Genomic DNA, 15,917 nt, shown 5'->3' with positions numbered 1-15,917 from the left:
CCTCAGCGCCCGGCCCTGCTCAGTTGATCGAACAGGCCGCCGTTGTCGAAGTTCCGCTTCTGGATCTCGTCCCAGCCGCCCTGCAGATCCTCGATCTTGAACAGCTTGATCTCGGGCAGGAGCGCGAGGTCCTTCGGGTCGGCGGCGGCGCGCTTGATCGGCCGGTAATGGTGCTTGGCGAAGATGGCCTGCGCCTGGTCGCCGTAGAGGAACTGCAGGTAGGCTTCGGCCTGCTTGCGGGTGCCCTTGGCCTCGACGTTGGCCTCGACGAGGGCGACCGGCGGCTCGGCGTAGATCGAGGTCGGGGGCACCACCACGTCGAACTTGTCCGCGCCGAACTCCTGCAGAACCAGGAAGGCCTCGTTCTCCCAGGTCGGCAGCACGTCGCCGAGCCCGCGCTGGGCGAAGGTCACGGTCGAGCCGCGCGCGCCGGTGTCGAGCACCGGGACGTTCTTGTAGATCCGGCCCACGAAGGCGTCGGCCTTGGCGTTGTCGCGGCCATCCCGCTCGTAGGCGTAGCCCCAGGCCGCGAGGAAGTTCCAGCGCCCGCCCGCCGAGGTCTTCGGATTCGGGGTGATGACCTTGATGTCGGGCTTGGCGAGGTCGTCCCAATCCTTGACGCCCTTCGGGTTGCCCTTGCGCACCAGGAAGACGACGGTCGAGGTGTAGGCCAGCCCCTCGTTCGGCAGTTTCGTGCGCCAATCGGCCGGGATCTTCTTCGAGAGCCGGGCGATGGCGTCGATGTCGGAGGGGATGCCGAGCGTCACCACGTCGGCCGGCACCCCGTCGATCACCGTGCGGGCCTGCGAGCCCGACCCGCCATGCGAGGCCCGCACCGTGAGATCCTCTCCGGTCTTGGCCTTCCACGCCTCGGCGAAGGCCGCGTTGATGTCGCGGTACAGCTCGCGCGTCGGATCGTAGGAGACGTTGAGGAGCGCGGTCTGGGCCGAGGCGACGCCCGGCAGCAGGCCGAAGGCGAAGACCAGGGTCCGCACCGCCCGACCGAGCCGGATTCGGGCATCGCTCCGGTGCGCATCGCTGTGGTCGGTCACGTCGCCCTCCTGGCTGCGGCGCACGCGGTGCGCGCCCTTTCCGAGGCGGATCAGGTGTTCGTTTTATAGAACGAAGTCAAGCACCGCCACGCTCTTTGCCGGTGTGATGCGTAGCCTCGCACTTCCGAAGCTGTCCGTCTTTCCGGTCGCGGATCGATTGACGCGGAAGAGTTTTCCGCGAGCGCGCTCGTTAGGAGATGAAGTCCGCTGCCATTCCGGTGTTCTATAGAAAGAACGATTTGTACGCTCATGGCGCATGATGGCCTGCTGCCGGCGCAGAGGATGTCGGATCGATCGCGGCGTCCTTCCTGATGTCCCCGGATTCCCAAGACGGCATCGGGGGATCGGACCAACCGCTGATCTGCGCCTCCACCATGACGACGCGCCCGCGCCGCCGTCTTCCCGGTTGACGCTGCGATCCTCCACCCCCTAGACACGACGGGCTCGCAGCGCGGCATCGGGAAGGGTGGCCGAGCGGTTTAAGGCAGCGGTCTTGAAAACCGCCGTGGGGGCAACTCCACCGTGGGTTCGAATCCCACCCCTTCCGCCAAAGTCTCCGATCGCCTTCGTCAAAGGCTGGCCATTTCGAATGCGATCAGTCATCCTCCGCCGCCGCGTCTAGTCGCTTGCGGGCTGGCTCGCTCTGTCCTTGGCTTCCTTCTCGCAATAGGTGCAGTAGCCGGCCGTTACCCACCCGCCGGATGTGTCGTTGCAGCTCTGTTTCCAGTAATAATCTTTGTATCCGATGCCGGCGGCGCTGTAAGCCCCTCCGCCCTTCCATTGCGAGCGGACGAGCCAGTCGCAATAATTGGCCGGTTTGAAATATGGGTCCGGATGCAAATACTTGGATTTCCAGCCCCTGTTGGTTCCGAAGATCGTCCCGCGAAGCGACTGCTTGAGCTCCTTCTGTCGGAGCCCCTTCTTGAAGATGTCGTCGCCACCGTCGAGCTCGAGGATATGCGGGCAGCTGTTGTTCTTCTGCCGGATCTCAGCCAATTGCGCCTCGTCATCGGCGTCCATATGGCGACTGACTGCTCCAACGCCGCTGTAGATCTTCACAGCGATCTGAGCGACGGTCCAAGCAATACCCGCAGCCATACCAACCTCCATGCTCGCGCGTGCTGAACGCGGTAAGGGTGAGACGCTGAGACGCTGAACCTCACTGTGCGCGACGATCGTCAAGATTGCGCGATGACGGCGCAAATAAGCATTGCCCGAAGAGCACGCTCGAAAGATCGAGCAGCGCCGCGCAAGCCATAACCCGAATCAGTGACCGTTCTATTGAATAGAAGACACTTTGCAGCAGGGACTCAATATCCCATCTGAAAGACGCCGAGCACACACCCAATCAAGGATGATTCGCACATCGTCTCGCGGCGAATGCCATGCATCTCACGAAGTCTGACGCGTGTCGCCGCCGATTGATTCGGGGTCGGGGGATGGCCGGAGGAGCCCGGCAAGACGCGCGGCCTGTCGATGCGCGCCGGGCAGGTCGTGCTCGCGCACCGCCGGATCGCGATGGGCACAGCCCAGGGCGGAGGCCCTTTTCGCGAGGACGGCGGCCATCGGTGGGTACGGTGACGCGCGCTGGCGGAACACCTTGGCAGCCTGCCGGTCGCACAGGCTCCCCGGTCGACAATCTCGGCCGGCGGGGGCGATCGCGGCTGCGTCGTCGCGCCCTCCGGCCCTGCCCGTCGGTCAGGCCTCGGGCTTCGGAAGGCGCAGCTTGAGCTGGTCGATCGTCCAGCGCCAGGACCGGTCGGCCTGCAGGCGCGCGACCTCCACGGACAGGCCGCCGTTCGGCAGGCGGGCGAAGGTCAGGGCGAGATCGCCGTTGCGGATCGCGGGCAGGATCTCGGCCTCGGGGAAGCTGGATCGCCGGCCGAGGAGGTCGGTGTAGAAGCGGCGGATCTCGTCATGGCCCGTCGCCACCACATCGCCCGCGGCCAGCACGGCGTCGGGCTCGTAGAGCGCCACCAGCCCTTCGACGTCGCCCGCATTGGCGCGGCGGTTGAAGAGGCGGGCGAGATCCTCGGGGTTCCTGGCGTGATCGCTGTCGCTCATCATCGTCCCTCCTCGGCGGCGCTGAGGGAATGGCCGGGATGCAGGCGGGTTCCGGTTCGATCGCTGACCGTGACCGCCACCGGCACCCCCACCTTGACGCTCTCCGATACGGTGCAGAACCGCTCGAACTGGGCGAGCACGCGGTCGATCCGGTCCATGTCCGCCGCCGCGGCGCCGAGGGTGATGTCGACGGCGATCCCGCCGATCCGGAGCCGGCCCTCGGCGTTGCGCGTCACCTGGCACCGCGCCCGCGCCTCGAGCCCGCGCGCGTCCTGCCGGAACTTGCCGAGTGCGAAGACGAGGCTGGCGCACAGGCAGTTCGCGACCGCCGTGACCAGCATCTGCTCGGGGAACGGGCCCGAACCCGTGCCGATCGGCTCCGCCTCATCGACCGTCAGCGCCGGCCAGGACGGGCCGAAATCCACCAGGAATTGATAGGCCGAGACCTGCCGGAGCGTGATGCTCGGTTCGGGTGCCATCGCATCGCTCCGCGTGAGGTCGTGATCGGTTCAGGGCAGGTGGGGGTCACGGCCGCGCGGACTTGCGGGCCCCGACCCGTACAGAGGAGGTCGTTTTGCAGCGCAACACTGTCCTCGTTGCGGTCCGGTCGAGCTTCCGAGAGGCATCCACGACCCTCGCCGGCGCGATACACAGCAGACGACCGATCCGGCCGGCGCAAAATTGACGATCCATCGATTTTGTCTCGTCGAAACGGGGCGCCGTCGGGTCCGCGCCTTGACCGCCTCGGCGTACTGGCATACCACATACCATTATAGAACGAACGGTCGGATCGTTAGTCGACCGGATGTTTCGCCGGGGCCCGGGTCGGGATCCCGGAGGGAGGGGCCGAATGCCGTGATGCGTTCACGTCCGTTCACAGCGTCGCCCGGTTTGGCCGAATAGTCCAGACCACGGCACGTATCGCCACAGCACCGATCCGCGATCCTGCAGTCTCTGTGGGACGATGGCGGTCCTCGTTCTGCGCGGATGCAGAACGCTCCATGTCAAGTCTGCCTCGGAAGCGAGATGAACCACGCCACCGATCAGAACGCCGTCATCGCCGCCATCGCCGACGCCGTCGTGGTCTCGGATCACAACGGGGCGATCACGGTCTGGAACGCTGCCGCGGAACGGATCTTCGGCTTCACGCAGGCCGAGGCGCTCGGACAAACGCTCGACATCATCACCCCGGAGCGCCACCGCCGCCGCCACTGGGACGGCTACCACAAGACCATGGAGACCGGCGTCACGCGCTACGGCACCACGCTCCTCAAGGTCCCCGCCCTGCACAAGGACGGCCGGACCCTGTCGATCGCCTTCACGGTCGGGATGGTGCGCGACGCCGAGGGCGCCGTCACCGGCATCGTGGCGCTGATCCGCGACGAGACCGAGCGCTTCGAGGAGGAGCGCCGTCTGCGCCGCCGCCTCGCGGAACTCGAGGCCGACGCCGCCCGGCTGGTCCAGGCCTGACACGATCTCGCCGGGATGGCGCGACCGTCCCGCGAACCCCGTCCTCGCAGAGGTCATCCAAGAGGAGCGTGCCGATTTCCAGGTGAGAGCCGCAACCGACCGACTTCACGCTTAACGCATCAACAACCCAGGGAGACGACCAAGATGAGCAAGCCGCTCGAGGGGATCAAGATCATCGACTTCACCCACGTCCAGGCGGGGCCCGCCTGCACGCAGCTTCTGGCCTGGTTCGGCGCCGACGTGATCAAGGTCGAGCGTCCGGGCGCCGGCGACGTCACGCGCACCCAGCTGCGCCACGTGGACGATGCCGATGCGCTCTACTTCACCATGCTCAACTCGAACAAGCGCTCGCTGACGCTCGACACCAAAACGCCCGAGGGCAAGGCCGTCCTGGAAAAGCTGATCCGCGAATCCGACGTCATGGTCGAAAATTTCGGCCCCGGCGCGCTCGATCGCATGGGCTTCTCCTGGGCCCGCATCCAGGAGCTCAACTCGGGCATGATCCTGGCCTCGGTGAAGGGCTTCTCGGACGGTCACCACTACGAGGACCTCAAGGTCTACGAGAACGTGGCCCAGTGCGCGGGCGGCGCCGCCTCCACCACCGGGTTCTGGGACGGCCCGCCCACCGTCAGCGCTGCCGCTCTCGGTGATTCGAACACCGGCATGCACCTCGCCATCGGCATCCTCACGGCGCTGCACCACAAGAACAAGACCGGCAAGGGCCAGAAGGTCGCCGTCTCCATGCAGGATTCGGTGCTCAACCTCTGCCGCGTGAAGCTGCGCGACCAGCAGCGCCTCGACGCGCTCGGCTATCTCGAGGAGTACCCCCAGTACCCGCACGGCGAGTTCTCGGACGTGGTGCCGCGCGGCGGCAACGCGGGCGGCGGCGGCCAGCCGGGCTGGGTGCTGAAGTGCAAGGGCTGGCAGTCGGATCCGAACGCCTACATCTACTTCACGATCCAGGGCCATGCCTGGGCGCCCATCTGCAAGGCGCTCGGCAAGCCGGAATGGATCGAGGACCCGGCCTACAACACGGCCCGCGCCCGCCAGGACAAGATCTTCGAGATCTTCGCCTTCATCGAGGATTGGCTCGCCGACAAGACGAAGTTCGAGGCGGTCGACATCCTGCGCAAGTTCGACATCCCGTGCTCGCCGGTGCTCTCCATGAAGGAGATCGCCAACGACCCGTCGCTGCGCGCCAGCGGCACGGTGGTCGAGGTGCCCCATCCGAAGCTCGGCTCGTACCTGACGGTCGGAAGCCCGATCAAGTTCTCGGACATGCAGGTCGAGGTGAAGGCCTCGCCGCTGCTGGGCGAGCACACCGACGAGGTGCTGCAGGATCTCGGCTACACCCCCGAGCAGATCGCGGCGCTGCACGAGGCCCGCGCGGTCTGAGCCGCGTCATCGGCTTGCGCCCGCCGGGTTTAGCCCGCACGGCGCAGGTGGCATGAGAGGACGGCGCGTCCCCGCGGGGCGCGCCGTCTTCGTTTGTCACCATCCCAACCCCTCCGCGCACGAGGATCGACGGCATGCGCCTGAGCCTGCGACACGTTCTCCCGGATCTGCCGCCGATGAGCACGCAGGAGCGCCTGCGCTCCGCCTGCGGCGCTCTCGTCGGAATCCTGGCGACCGCCCTGATCGGGCGGGCGGCGGTGGGCACCGGCGCCGCGCTTCCGGCGATCATCGCCCCGATGGGCGCCTCGGCCGTGCTCCTCTTCGCGGTGCCGGCGAGTCCGCTGGCGCAGCCCTGGTCGATCCTCGTGGGCAATCTCGTGGCGGCGCTCGTCGGCGTCACGGCGGGCCGGCTGGTGGCGGATCCGGCCGTGGCGGCGGCGCTGGCGATCGGCTGTGCCATCGGGCTGATGAGCCTGCTCCGCTGCCTGCATCCGCCGAGCGGGGCCGTCGCCCTCACGGCGGTGCTCGGCGGGAGCGCGATACACGATCTCGGCTACGGCTTCGTGCTCTGGCCGGTGGGCGCGAACTCGCTGGTCCTGCTCGCCGCCGCGCTCCTCTTCAACAACCTGACCGGGCGCGCCTACCCGCACCTGCCGCCCCGCGCCGCCCTCGATCACGGGACGGCCGATCCGACGCCGTCGACCCGCACCGGCTTCTCCTCGGCCGATCTCGACGCGGTGCTGAAGGACTACGACCAGGTGCTCGATGTCGGGCGCGGCGATCTGGAGATGATCCTCCGCCAGGCCGAAATCCGCTCCTATCGGCGCCGCTCAGGCCAGACCCGCTGCGCGGATATCATGTCGCGGGACGTGATCGCGGTGGCGCCCGGCGCACCGTTGCGCGAGGCCCTCGACCTGATCCGGCGTCACCACATCAAGGTGCTTCCGGTCACAGACGAGCGCGCCCAGGTGCTGGGGATCGTGACCCAGACCGACATCCTCGACAAGGCGGTCTGGGACGGGGGAGGGCCCCGCATCGGCCTCGGCCGCCGCCTGCGGCTCACGTTCAGCCGCGGCCGGGCGCCCTCGGGCGCGGTCGAGGACATCATGACCACCGCCGTCGAGGTAGTGCGGCCGGAGATGTCGGTGGCGGAGGTGGTGCTGCGCATGTCCGATGCCGGCCTCCACCACCTGCCGGTGGTGGACGAGCGCGGCAATCTCGCGGGCATCGTCTCGCAATCGGACCTCGTCGCCGCCCTGCTGGCCGACGCCGCCGAGCACAAGGCGGACGGGGACCAGCCGTCCGTCCTGCCCGAGCCGACGATGCTGCCGCGGGTGAAGCAGCCGAGCGGAACGCCGGCCTGACGGGCCCGACTGTCAGTCCTCCAGGAAGAAGGCGACGGCCTGGGCGACCACGTCCGGGTCGTAGGCGTGCGGGCCGTCGTACTCGACATAGGTGAGGTCGTAGCCCGCCCGCCGCAGCCCGGCGGCGTGGACGCGGGCGCTGCGGTCGATCGGGATCTGGGTGTCCCGGGTGCCGTGCGAGAGGAAGATGCAGGGCGCGCCGGCCTGAACCTGCACGGCGAGGAATCCCGCCGAGGAGACGATCAGGTGGCTCGCGAGGTCGCCGTTCGTCAGACCCATCGCCAGGGTGTAGCTGCCCCCGTCCGAATGGCCCGCGAAGGCGAAGCGGCCCGGATCGATCAGAAACCGCGCCGAGACCGCGGCGAGCGCCGCATCGAGCCGCTCGCGGTCCGGTCCGTGCCCGGCGATGACGAGGTCCCAGGTCGGGTATAGCGACTGGGGGGCGAGGAGCAGGAAGCCGCGCGCCGCGGCATGGCCCTCCAGCATCGGCAGGATCCGCTCCGCGCTGCCGCCGCCGCCGTGGAACAGCACGACGAGGGGCGCAGGCCGGCGGGCGTCGAGGCCCTCCGGCACCACCAGCACCGCGTCGCGCTCCGGGAACAGGCCGAGCGCGTGCCGGCCCGGGGGGAGGGGCGGCTCGGTCGGCAGGCGCGGGCGGAACGTGAGCCGGCCGGCGAGGGCGGGGTCGAGGATAGGACCGTCGGTCATCGCAGCACCGGAATGAAAAGACGTGCGGACCGGAGGTCCGCACGTCGTGGCGTTCGTCAGAGGGCGGTCGGCCTTCCGGCCGGCCGGATCAGGCCTTCTTCTTCAGCGTGCTCTGCGGGTTCAGGCTGCCGATGTTGCCGCTCTCGCTGCCGGCCTCCGGATCGATCACGGCATTGATGAGGGTCGGACGGCCCGAATCCATCGCCTCGTTGACCGCGCGGGAGAGCTCGTCCGGCGTCGTCACGTGGGCGCCGACGCCGCCGAAGGCCTCCATCATGCGGTCGTAGCGGGAATCGGCCACGAAGACCGTGGTGCCGGGATCGCGCCCGGTCGGGTCCTTGTCGGTGCCGCGATAGATGCCGTTGTTGTTGAACACCACGATGCAGACCGGCAGGTTGTACCGGCAGATCGTCTCGACCTCCATGCCGGAGAAGCCGAAGGCGCTGTCGCCCTCGACCGCGAGCACCGGCTTGCCGGTCTCGACGGCCGCCGCGATCGCGAAGCCCATGCCGATGCCCATCACGCCCCAGGTGCCGACGTCCAGGCGCTTGCGCGGCTGGTACATGTCGATGATCCCGCGGGCGAGGTCGAGGGTGTTGGCGCCCTCGTTGACGAGGATCGCGTCGGGCCGGGCCTTGATCACCGTGCGCAGGGCGCCGAGCGCGCCGTGGAAGTCCATCGGCGCAACGTTGCGGCGCAGCTTCTGATCCATCTTGGCGATGTTGGCGTCCTTCTTCGCCTTGATGGTGTCGAGCCACGCGGCCGGCGGCGCGGTCCAGCCGCCGCGCATGCCGTCGAGCAGGGCTTGGACGCAGGAGCCGATGTCGCCGACGAGCGGAGCGACGATCTCGACGTTCGAGTCCATCTCCCGCGGCTCGATGTCGATCTGGATGAACTTCTTCGAGCCCGGCGCGCCCCAGGTCTTGCCTTTGCCGTGCGACAGGAGCCAGTTGAGGCGGGCGCCGACGAGGAGCACCACGTCGGCGTCCTTCAGCACCGTGGAGCGGGCCGCGCCGGCCGATTGCGGGTGGGTGTCGGGCAGGAGGCCCTTGGCCATGCTCATCGGCACATAGGGGATGCCGCTCCGCTCGACGAGCTCGCGGATCGCCTCGTCGGCCTGGGCGTAGGCGGCGCCCTTGCCGAGGATGATGAGCGGGCGCTCGGCGCCCTTCAGGACGTCGAGGGCACGGGCGACGGCCTCGGTGCCGGGCCGCTGGGCCGGGGCCGGGTCGATCACCTTGACGAGGGACCGCGCGCCGAGATCGGCGTCGATCACCTGGGAAAACAGCTTGGCCGGCAGGTCGAGATAGACGCCGCCGGGACGGCCCGAGACGGCGGCGCGGATGGCGCGGGCGACACCGATGCCGATATCGGCCGCGTGCAGCACGCGGAAGGCGGCCTTGCACAAGGGCTTGGCGATGGCGAGCTGGTCCATCTCCTCGTAGTCGCCCTGCTGCAGATCGACGATCTCGCGCTCGGAGGAGCCCGAGATCAGGATCATCGGGAAGCAGTTGGTGGTGGCGTTGGCGAGCGCGGTCAGGCCGTTGAGGAAGCCGGGCGCCGAGACCGTGAGGCAGATGCCGGGCTTCTTGGTGAGGAAGCCGGCGATCGCGGCGGCGTTGCCCGCGTTCTGCTCGTGGCGGAACGAGATCACCCGCATGCCCTCGGCCTGCGCCATGCGGCCGAGATCGGTGATCGGGATGCCCGGCACGCCGTAGATCGTGTCGATGCCGTTGAGCTTCAGCGCGTCGATGACGAGGTGGAAGCCGTCGGTGAGTTCGGTCTCCGCCTCGTGGCGGGTATGGCCCGCATCCGTCGCGTGATTCATCGGGTGTTCCACGGAATCCTTGGCGGAGGTGGCGTGGTCGTGCGCGCTGCGGTCCATGACGCGTCCTTCTCAAGTGTCTCAACGCGCCGGCCGGGCGGCGCGATCTGTCGGGTCCGGGGTGATGGCGGTCCGGCGCAAGGGTCGGACCGCCGTGTCGTGGGGTGCTCGCGCTATTGCGCGGGGACGGTGGAGAGCCCCTGCTCGGGCTTCGTGTAGGCGGCGCGCATCGGCTTGAGCACGAAGAGCGCCATGAAGGCCGCCAGGATGTTGAGGCCGGCGGCGAGCAGGAACACGGTGTGCCAGCTGCCGGTCATCGTGGTCAGGATGCTCGTGTAGGGCACGATCAGGGCCGCCGTGCCCTTGGCGGTGTAGAGCAGGCCGGCGTTCGTGGCCGCATATTTCGAGCCGAAGATGTCGCCACAGGTCGCCGGGAACAGCGAGTAGATCTCGCCCCAGGCGAAGAACACGAGACCCGTGAGCAGCACGAAGGCGATCGGATCCTGGCCGAACACGCTGAGCGCGTAGATGCCGAGGCCCTCGATGCCGAACGAGATGAACATGGTGTTCTCGCGCCCGATCCGGTCGGAGACCCAGCCGAAGAACGGCCTAGTCACGCCGTTGAGCACCCGGTCGAGCGTCGCCGCGAAGGTGAGGGCCGGCAGGGTGATGCCGAGCAGGCTGACCGGCACGTCGGCGATGTGGAAGTCCTTGGCGATCGGACCGAGCTGGGCGGTGGCCATCAGGCCGCCGGCCGCCATCATCACGAACATCGCGTACATCACCCAGAAGATCGGGGTGCGCACGGTCTCGGACGGCTTGTAGTCGCGCCGGCTCTGGCTGACCTTGTTCACGGCCGGAACATCGCCCTTCTTCGGCGCGACCAGGAACAGGGCGAGCAGCATGACGATGAGGCCCTGGCCGATGCCGAACCAGAAGAAGGCGGCCTCGTAGCCCTGATACTTGATCATCGCCTGGATCGGCACGACGGTGAGGGCCGATCCCGCTCCGAAGCCCATCGCGGTGAGGCCGGCCGCGAGGCCGCGGCGGTCGGGGAACCACTTCAGCGAGTTACCCACGCAGGTACCGTAGACCGCGCCGGCGCCCGTGCCGCCGATGGCTGCGGCGATGTAGAGGACGGTCAGGCTGTCGGCATAGGCGTTGATCACCCAGGCGAGGCCGCAGAGAAAGCCGCCGATCAGGGTGACGATGCGCGGGCCGTACTTGTCGACGAAGTAGCCCTCGATCGGCACTAGCCACGTCTCGGTGACGACGAAGACCGTGAAGGCGATCTGGATGGCGGCACGGTCCCAGCCGTGACGCTCCTGGATCGGGTTGACGAAGAACGTCCACCCGTACTGCATGTTGGCGATCATGCACATGCACACGATGCCGAACACGAGCTGCAGCCAGCGGCCACCGCTCGGTTTTTGGCCTTGCTCAATCATCTGTTTCCTCCAAGGGTTCTTATTTGATGACGGCGCTGTTCGTCTCCGGTCGAGCTTCGGACGACGTCGCGCGCTGATTGAGCGGCAGCTCTGCCGCGACCCCCACTCCTCCGATCCGCGTCTTCTGGTCGACTGTATACCAGATGCAAGACTGTTCCGATTCGAGTCGCGCTGTCAATCAATGGCGGGTGAAGGTGCCGTGAATCTGTCACCTTGGCCGGGCTTCGGGCGAGGAAAGCGGCACTTTAGTGCCGGGCCGCGGATCCATCCCGCCGGGTCGGCCGCAGGAAAAAGGCCCCGATCCGGGGATCGGGGCCTGCAGAACCTGATGGATCAGGGCGTTCGGAACGGGTGTCCGAACGCCTCCGTTCCTCGGGGCGTTACTTCGAGACGACGGTGCCGTCCGGCCCGACCTTGACCTCCTGCTCGCGGTCGGCCAGCGCGACCTTGATCTCGTACTGCACCGACGACCCCTCGCGCTCGACCTCGGCCTCGTAGGCCTTGCCGCCGCCGGCCTTCTGCTCGGCGATGGCGAGGGCGTCCTTCAGCGAGGTCTTCGCGTTCTGGAAGTCGCTGACCTTCAGGCGCGTGAAGTAGCGCTCGATCGGCTGGTTCTCGCTCTTGTAGAGCGCGCCGGTGTCGGCGTTGATGCCGTACTCCACCAGCTTCCCGTCGGGGTAGACGACCTTGATGCTGTAATGGGCCGGGTTCTTGCTGTCGGCCTTCTCGAAATCGGCGTCGATGGCACGGCCCTTGTCGCCCTGGCTCTCGGCCGTGGCGAGGGCCTGGCCGAGGCCGATCTTGCTCTTCTGAGCGACCTGGTACTCCTTGAGGTTGCTGTCCGACTGGCTGGTCGCCGTGCCGGTGGTCGCCGGGTTCTGGGCGAGCGCGAGACCGGTGGTCAGGGCGAGGATGGCGGCGGTGGCGGTCAGGCGGCGGATCATGGCGGGGTCTCACGTTTCGGGATTGTAACGGATCCGAGCAACGCCGTGCCGTCCGCTTGGTTGCGCGGTCCCCTCAGCCCGGATGCCCGCGACCGTTGAGCGGGGTTGCGCCGCGCCGTCCCGCTTGGCATCCCGCTCGCGAGGCCGCGCCGCCGGGCGCGGCACGCCCGCGAGCCGCCTGGATGATTCCGCGCCTGCCCCAACCCTCAGAGGCCGTGCCGCTCTACGCCGCGGCCTGCGCCGAGCTTGCCGCGCGGGGCTTCGAGGGCGACCTCACCCTGGCCGACGGCGATCGCACGGTCTTCGCGACGGACAACTCGATCTACCAAGTGGTGCCGGGGGCGATCGCCTTCCCGCGCACCCAGGACGACCTCGTGCGGATCGGGCGCCTGCTCGACGATCCGCGCTTCGCTGAGATCGTGGTGCGTCCCCGCGGCGGCGGCACCGGGACGAACGGGCAGTCCCTGGGCGAGGGGCTCGTCGTCGATCTGTCGCGTCACATGACGCGGATCCTGGAGATCGACCCGGTCGCGGGCTTCGTGCGCGTCGAGCCCGGGGTGGTGAAGGATCAGCTCAACCGGGCGCTGAAGCCGCACGGGCTGTTCTTCGCCCCGGAACTCTCGACCTCGAACCGCGCCACGATTGGGGGCATGATCGCGACCGACGCCTGCGGCCAGGGCTCGTGCCTCTACGGGAAAACCCGCGACCACGTGCTCGAGCTGACCTGCGTGCTCGCCGACGGGAGCGTGCTGCGCACCCGGCCGCTGGATGCGGCGGACTTGGACGCCGTGACGGCCCGCGACGACCGGGCCGGCGCGATCCACCGCGCCGTCGACGCCGTGGTGCGGGAGAACGCGGACCTGATCGCCGAGCGGTTTCCCCCGCTGAATCGCTGCCTCACCGGCTACGATCTCGCCCATGTCCGCGACGGGCGAGGCCGCTTCGACCTGACTGCGCTGCTCTGCGGCTCGGAGGGGACGCTCGCGCTCTTCTCCGAGGCGACGCTGCGCGTCCTGCCGATCCCGAAAGCCTCGGTTCTGGTGGCGCTGAGCTACGTCGACTTCGACGCCGCTCTCCGCGATGCGCAGGCCCTGCTGCCGTTCGGGCCGGCCTCCATCGAGACGATCGATTCGACCGTGCTGGCGCTCGCCCGCAACGACACCGGCTGGTCCGGGGTCCAGGCCTTCTTTCCCGATAACCCGGGGGGACGCACGGTCGACGGCATCAACCTCGTGGAATTCGTCGGCGACGACGCGGCCGCCGTGGAGGCGGCGCTGGAGCGGCTGACCGCCGTGCTGGGCTCGGGGGACAACCCCTCGCGCCTCGGCTTCACGGTCGCGCGGGGTCCGGCCGTCGAGCGGCTCTGGACGATGCGCAAGAAGGCGGTCGGCCTGCTCGGCGCCGCGCAGGGCGAGGCGCGCCCCATTCCCTTCGTGGAGGATACGGCGGTGCCGCCGGATCGGCTCGCCGACTACATCGCCGAGTTCCGCGCCCTGCTCGACGGCCACGGCCTGCGCTACGGCATGTTCGGCCACGTGGATGCGGGCGTGCTGCATGTCCGGCCGGCGATCGACCTGAAGGACCCGGCGCAGGACGCGCTGATCCGCACGATCACCGAGGGCGTGGTCGCCCTCACGGGCAAGTATGGCGGCCTGCTCTGGGGCGAGCACGGCAAGGGCTTCCGCTCCGAGTTCGTGCCGGCGGTGTTCGGCCCGCTCGTGCCGGCGCTCGAGGCGGTGAAGCGCGCCTTCGACCCGGGCGACCGGCTCAATCCCGGCAAGATCGCCTCGGCCAAGGGGGCGGCACTCACCCGGATCGACGGCGTGCCGCGGCGGGGGGCGCAGGACCGCACCATCCCGCCGCCCGTGCGCCGGGCATTCGATGCCGCGCTGCATTGCAACGGCAACGGGGCCTGTTTCAGCTTCGACACCGACGAGGCGATGTGCCCGTCCTGGAAGGCCACGCGGGAGCGGCGCCACTCGCCGAAGGGCCGGGCCTCGCTGATGCGCGAGTGGCTGCGCCTCGCGGCCGAGGCCGGGACCGACCCGGCGGCGGCGCTGCGGCGGGCGAGCGCGGAGAACCGGCGCTCCGGCCTTGCCGCGACGCTCGGGGCGATCCTGCGCCGGCGACCCGACGACGCGGATTTCTCCCACACGGTGAAGGAGGCGATGGATGGCTGTCTCGCCTGCAAGGCTTGCGCGAGCGCCTGCCCGATCAAGGTCGACGTGCCGAGCTTCCGCGCGAAGTTCCTGGCGCTCTATCACGAGCGCTATCCGCGCCCGCTGAAGGATCATCTGGTGGCGGCCCTGGAGCCGATGCTGCCGCTCGCCGCCCGCGCGCCCAGGCTCGCGAACCTGCTCGTGGGCAACCCGCTCGCCCGCGCCGTGCTGCGCCGGGCGGGCCTCGTGGCGATCCCGGATCTCTCCCGGCCGCTGAGCCGGCTGCTGGCGGACCGCGCGGTGGCTGTGGCCAGCCCGGATGCGCTTCGGGCGCTGCCGGACGCCGAGCGCGCCCGCTCCGTCGTCGTGGTGCAGGATGCCTTCACCAGCCACTTCGACGCGCCGGTCGTTGCCGCGCTCTGCGATTTGCTGGCGGAACTCGGATACCGGCCCTGGCTGGCGCCCTATCGGCCGAACGGCAAGCCGCTGCACGTGCACGGCTTCCTCGGGCGCTTCGCCAGGGCCGCCGAGGCCAACGCCGCGATGCTGCACGCGCTGGCCGCGACCGGTGTGCCCCTGGTCGGGCTCGACCCGTCCATGACCCTGACCTACCGCTCCGAATATGCCGAGGCCCTCGGAGCCGAGCGGGCTCCGAAGGTGCTGCTCGTGCAGGAATGGCTCACCGCGCGCTTGGCCGATCTCCCGGTCCGCGGCGCCGACGGTCCGCGCCTGCGCCTGCTGACCCACTGTACCGAGCGCACCGCCCTGCCGAACGCCGGCAAGGACTGGCAGGCGCTGTTCGCCCGTCTCGGGCTGACGCTCGACGTGCCGGCAGCCGGCTGCTGCGGCATGGCCGGGACCTACGGGCACGAGGCCGGCCACCGGACCACCTCCGAGGTGATCTACCGGCAGAGCTGGGCTCGGCACGTCTCGGAGACCCAGGACGACACACTCCTGGCGACGGGCTATTCCTGCCGCTGCCAAGCCAAGCTCGTGGACGGCCGCAGCCTGCGCCATCCGGTCCAGGCGCTGCTGGACCACCTGCGGGCCGCGCCCGAACCGACGAGGAACGCCGCATGAGCACGTCGCCCATCGCCTACCGATGCGACCACATCCACCTGCGCAGCCGCGACCCGGTGGCGGCGGCGCGGTTCTACGTCGAGACCTTCGGCGCGCGCGAGACGGGGCGCGTCGGCGGAACGGCGGTGAGCCGCGTCGTGCTCGACATCGGGGGATTGACGGTCTTCATCGAGCAGGCGCCGCCGGACTTGCGCCATGCGGCCGAGCCGCCGCATCTCGGGATCGAGCATCTGGGCCTTGGCGTCGCCGACATCGACGCGGCCGTCGCCGACCTGGCCGAGCGGGGCATCGCCCTCGTCAGCGGCATCACGCAGGTGCGCCCCGAGCTGCGCGTCGCCTTCCTGGACGGCCCGGACGGTGTCCGGATCGAGATTCTGGAGCGCAAGCCCGTCTAAGCGGGCCGACTAC

The 15,917-nt window shown here is 69.1% G+C and carries 13 protein-coding genes and 1 tRNA gene; 6 read left to right on the top strand and 8 right to left on the bottom strand.

What is annotated here, in order from left to right; all coding sequences use genetic code 11:
- Positions 1-2 precede the first annotated feature (2 nt).
- Positions 3-1,013, bottom strand: a complete 1,011-nt coding sequence (locus ACS5RC_RS21300) for a sulfate ABC transporter substrate-binding protein (RefSeq protein ID WP_478345951.1) — start codon at positions 1,011-1,013, stop codon at positions 3-5.
- Positions 1,014-1,512: 499 nt separating this feature from the next.
- Between ACS5RC_RS21300 and ACS5RC_RS21295 the strand changes: the two genes are divergently transcribed.
- Positions 1,513-1,602: transfer RNA gene (locus ACS5RC_RS21295), tRNA-Ser, on the top strand.
- A gap of 68 nt (positions 1,603-1,670) precedes the next feature.
- Here ACS5RC_RS21295 and ACS5RC_RS21290 read toward each other — a convergent pair.
- The 3 genes from ACS5RC_RS21290 to ACS5RC_RS21280 all read right to left on the bottom strand — a co-directional run bounded on the left by ACS5RC_RS21290 (position 1,671) and on the right by ACS5RC_RS21280 (position 3,595).
- Positions 1,671-2,150, bottom strand: coding sequence for a hypothetical protein (locus ACS5RC_RS21290; protein ID WP_478345908.1), 480 nt, complete (start codon positions 2,148-2,150; stop codon positions 1,671-1,673).
- A 600-nt stretch (positions 2,151-2,750) separates the two neighbouring features.
- Positions 2,751-3,116, bottom strand: a complete 366-nt coding sequence (locus ACS5RC_RS21285; protein ID WP_478345950.1) for a YybH family protein — start codon at positions 3,114-3,116, stop codon at positions 2,751-2,753.
- Entirely contained in the window at positions 3,116-3,595 is a 480-nt protein-coding gene (locus ACS5RC_RS21280; RefSeq protein ID WP_478345907.1) for an OsmC family protein, read from the bottom strand. The genes ACS5RC_RS21285 and ACS5RC_RS21280 overlap by 1 nt, the downstream gene beginning before the upstream one ends.
- A gap of 547 nt (positions 3,596-4,142) precedes the next feature.
- Between ACS5RC_RS21280 and ACS5RC_RS21275 the strand changes: the two genes are divergently transcribed.
- The 3 genes from ACS5RC_RS21275 to ACS5RC_RS21265 all read left to right on the top strand — a co-directional run bounded on the left by ACS5RC_RS21275 (position 4,143) and on the right by ACS5RC_RS21265 (position 7,345).
- Entirely contained in the window at positions 4,143-4,586 is a 444-nt protein-coding gene (locus ACS5RC_RS21275; protein WP_478345906.1) for a PAS domain S-box protein, read from the top strand.
- Between the two features lie 144 nt (positions 4,587-4,730).
- Entirely contained in the window at positions 4,731-5,981 is a 1,251-nt protein-coding gene (frc, locus tag ACS5RC_RS21270; RefSeq protein WP_478345905.1) for a formyl-CoA transferase, read from the top strand.
- Positions 5,982-6,115: 134 nt separating this feature from the next.
- Positions 6,116-7,345 (top strand): HPP family protein, encoded by a 1,230-nt coding sequence (locus ACS5RC_RS21265; protein WP_478345904.1) that lies wholly within the window; start codon positions 6,116-6,118, stop codon positions 7,343-7,345.
- A gap of 12 nt (positions 7,346-7,357) precedes the next feature.
- On the opposite strand, the gene ACS5RC_RS21260 is transcribed toward ACS5RC_RS21265, so the two are convergent.
- The 4 genes from ACS5RC_RS21260 to ACS5RC_RS21245 form a co-directional block, all read right to left on the bottom strand.
- Positions 7,358-8,053 (bottom strand): alpha/beta hydrolase, encoded by a 696-nt coding sequence (locus ACS5RC_RS21260; protein ID WP_478345903.1) that lies wholly within the window; start codon positions 8,051-8,053, stop codon positions 7,358-7,360.
- A gap of 88 nt (positions 8,054-8,141) precedes the next feature.
- A complete protein-coding gene (gene oxc, locus ACS5RC_RS21255; RefSeq protein ID WP_478345949.1) occupies positions 8,142-9,881 on the bottom strand; it encodes an oxalyl-CoA decarboxylase in 1,740 nt (579 codons plus the stop codon).
- 170 nt (positions 9,882-10,051) lie between these two features.
- The gene (gene oxlT / locus ACS5RC_RS21250; RefSeq protein ID WP_478345902.1) at positions 10,052-11,326 is read right to left on the bottom strand and encodes an oxalate/formate MFS antiporter; all 1,275 of its coding nucleotides are present in this window, start codon (positions 11,324-11,326) and stop codon (positions 10,052-10,054) included.
- Between the two features lie 380 nt (positions 11,327-11,706).
- Positions 11,707-12,270 carry a PepSY domain-containing protein gene (locus tag ACS5RC_RS21245; RefSeq protein ID WP_478345901.1) on the bottom strand — a complete coding sequence of 188 codons (564 nt, stop codon included), beginning with the start codon at positions 12,268-12,270 and terminating at the stop codon, positions 11,707-11,709.
- A 182-nt stretch (positions 12,271-12,452) separates the two neighbouring features.
- Here ACS5RC_RS21245 and ydiJ point away from each other — a divergent pair, with 182 nt between their 5' ends.
- Complete coding sequence (gene ydiJ / locus ACS5RC_RS21240) at positions 12,453-15,509, top strand: D-2-hydroxyglutarate dehydrogenase YdiJ (RefSeq protein WP_478345900.1); 3,057 nt, start codon at positions 12,453-12,455, stop codon at positions 15,507-15,509.
- Positions 15,506-15,904 carry a VOC family protein gene (locus tag ACS5RC_RS21235; protein ID WP_478345899.1) on the top strand — a complete coding sequence of 133 codons (399 nt, stop codon included), beginning with the start codon at positions 15,506-15,508 and terminating at the stop codon, positions 15,902-15,904. Before ydiJ ends, ACS5RC_RS21235 begins: the two co-directional genes overlap by 4 nt.
- Positions 15,905-15,917: the final 13 nt, after the last annotated feature.

Source organism: Methylobacterium sp. HJ2, from assembly GCF_056431005.1.
Note: the sequence above shows the minus strand (reverse complement) of the source record. Positions and strands in the feature narration are given on the sequence as shown.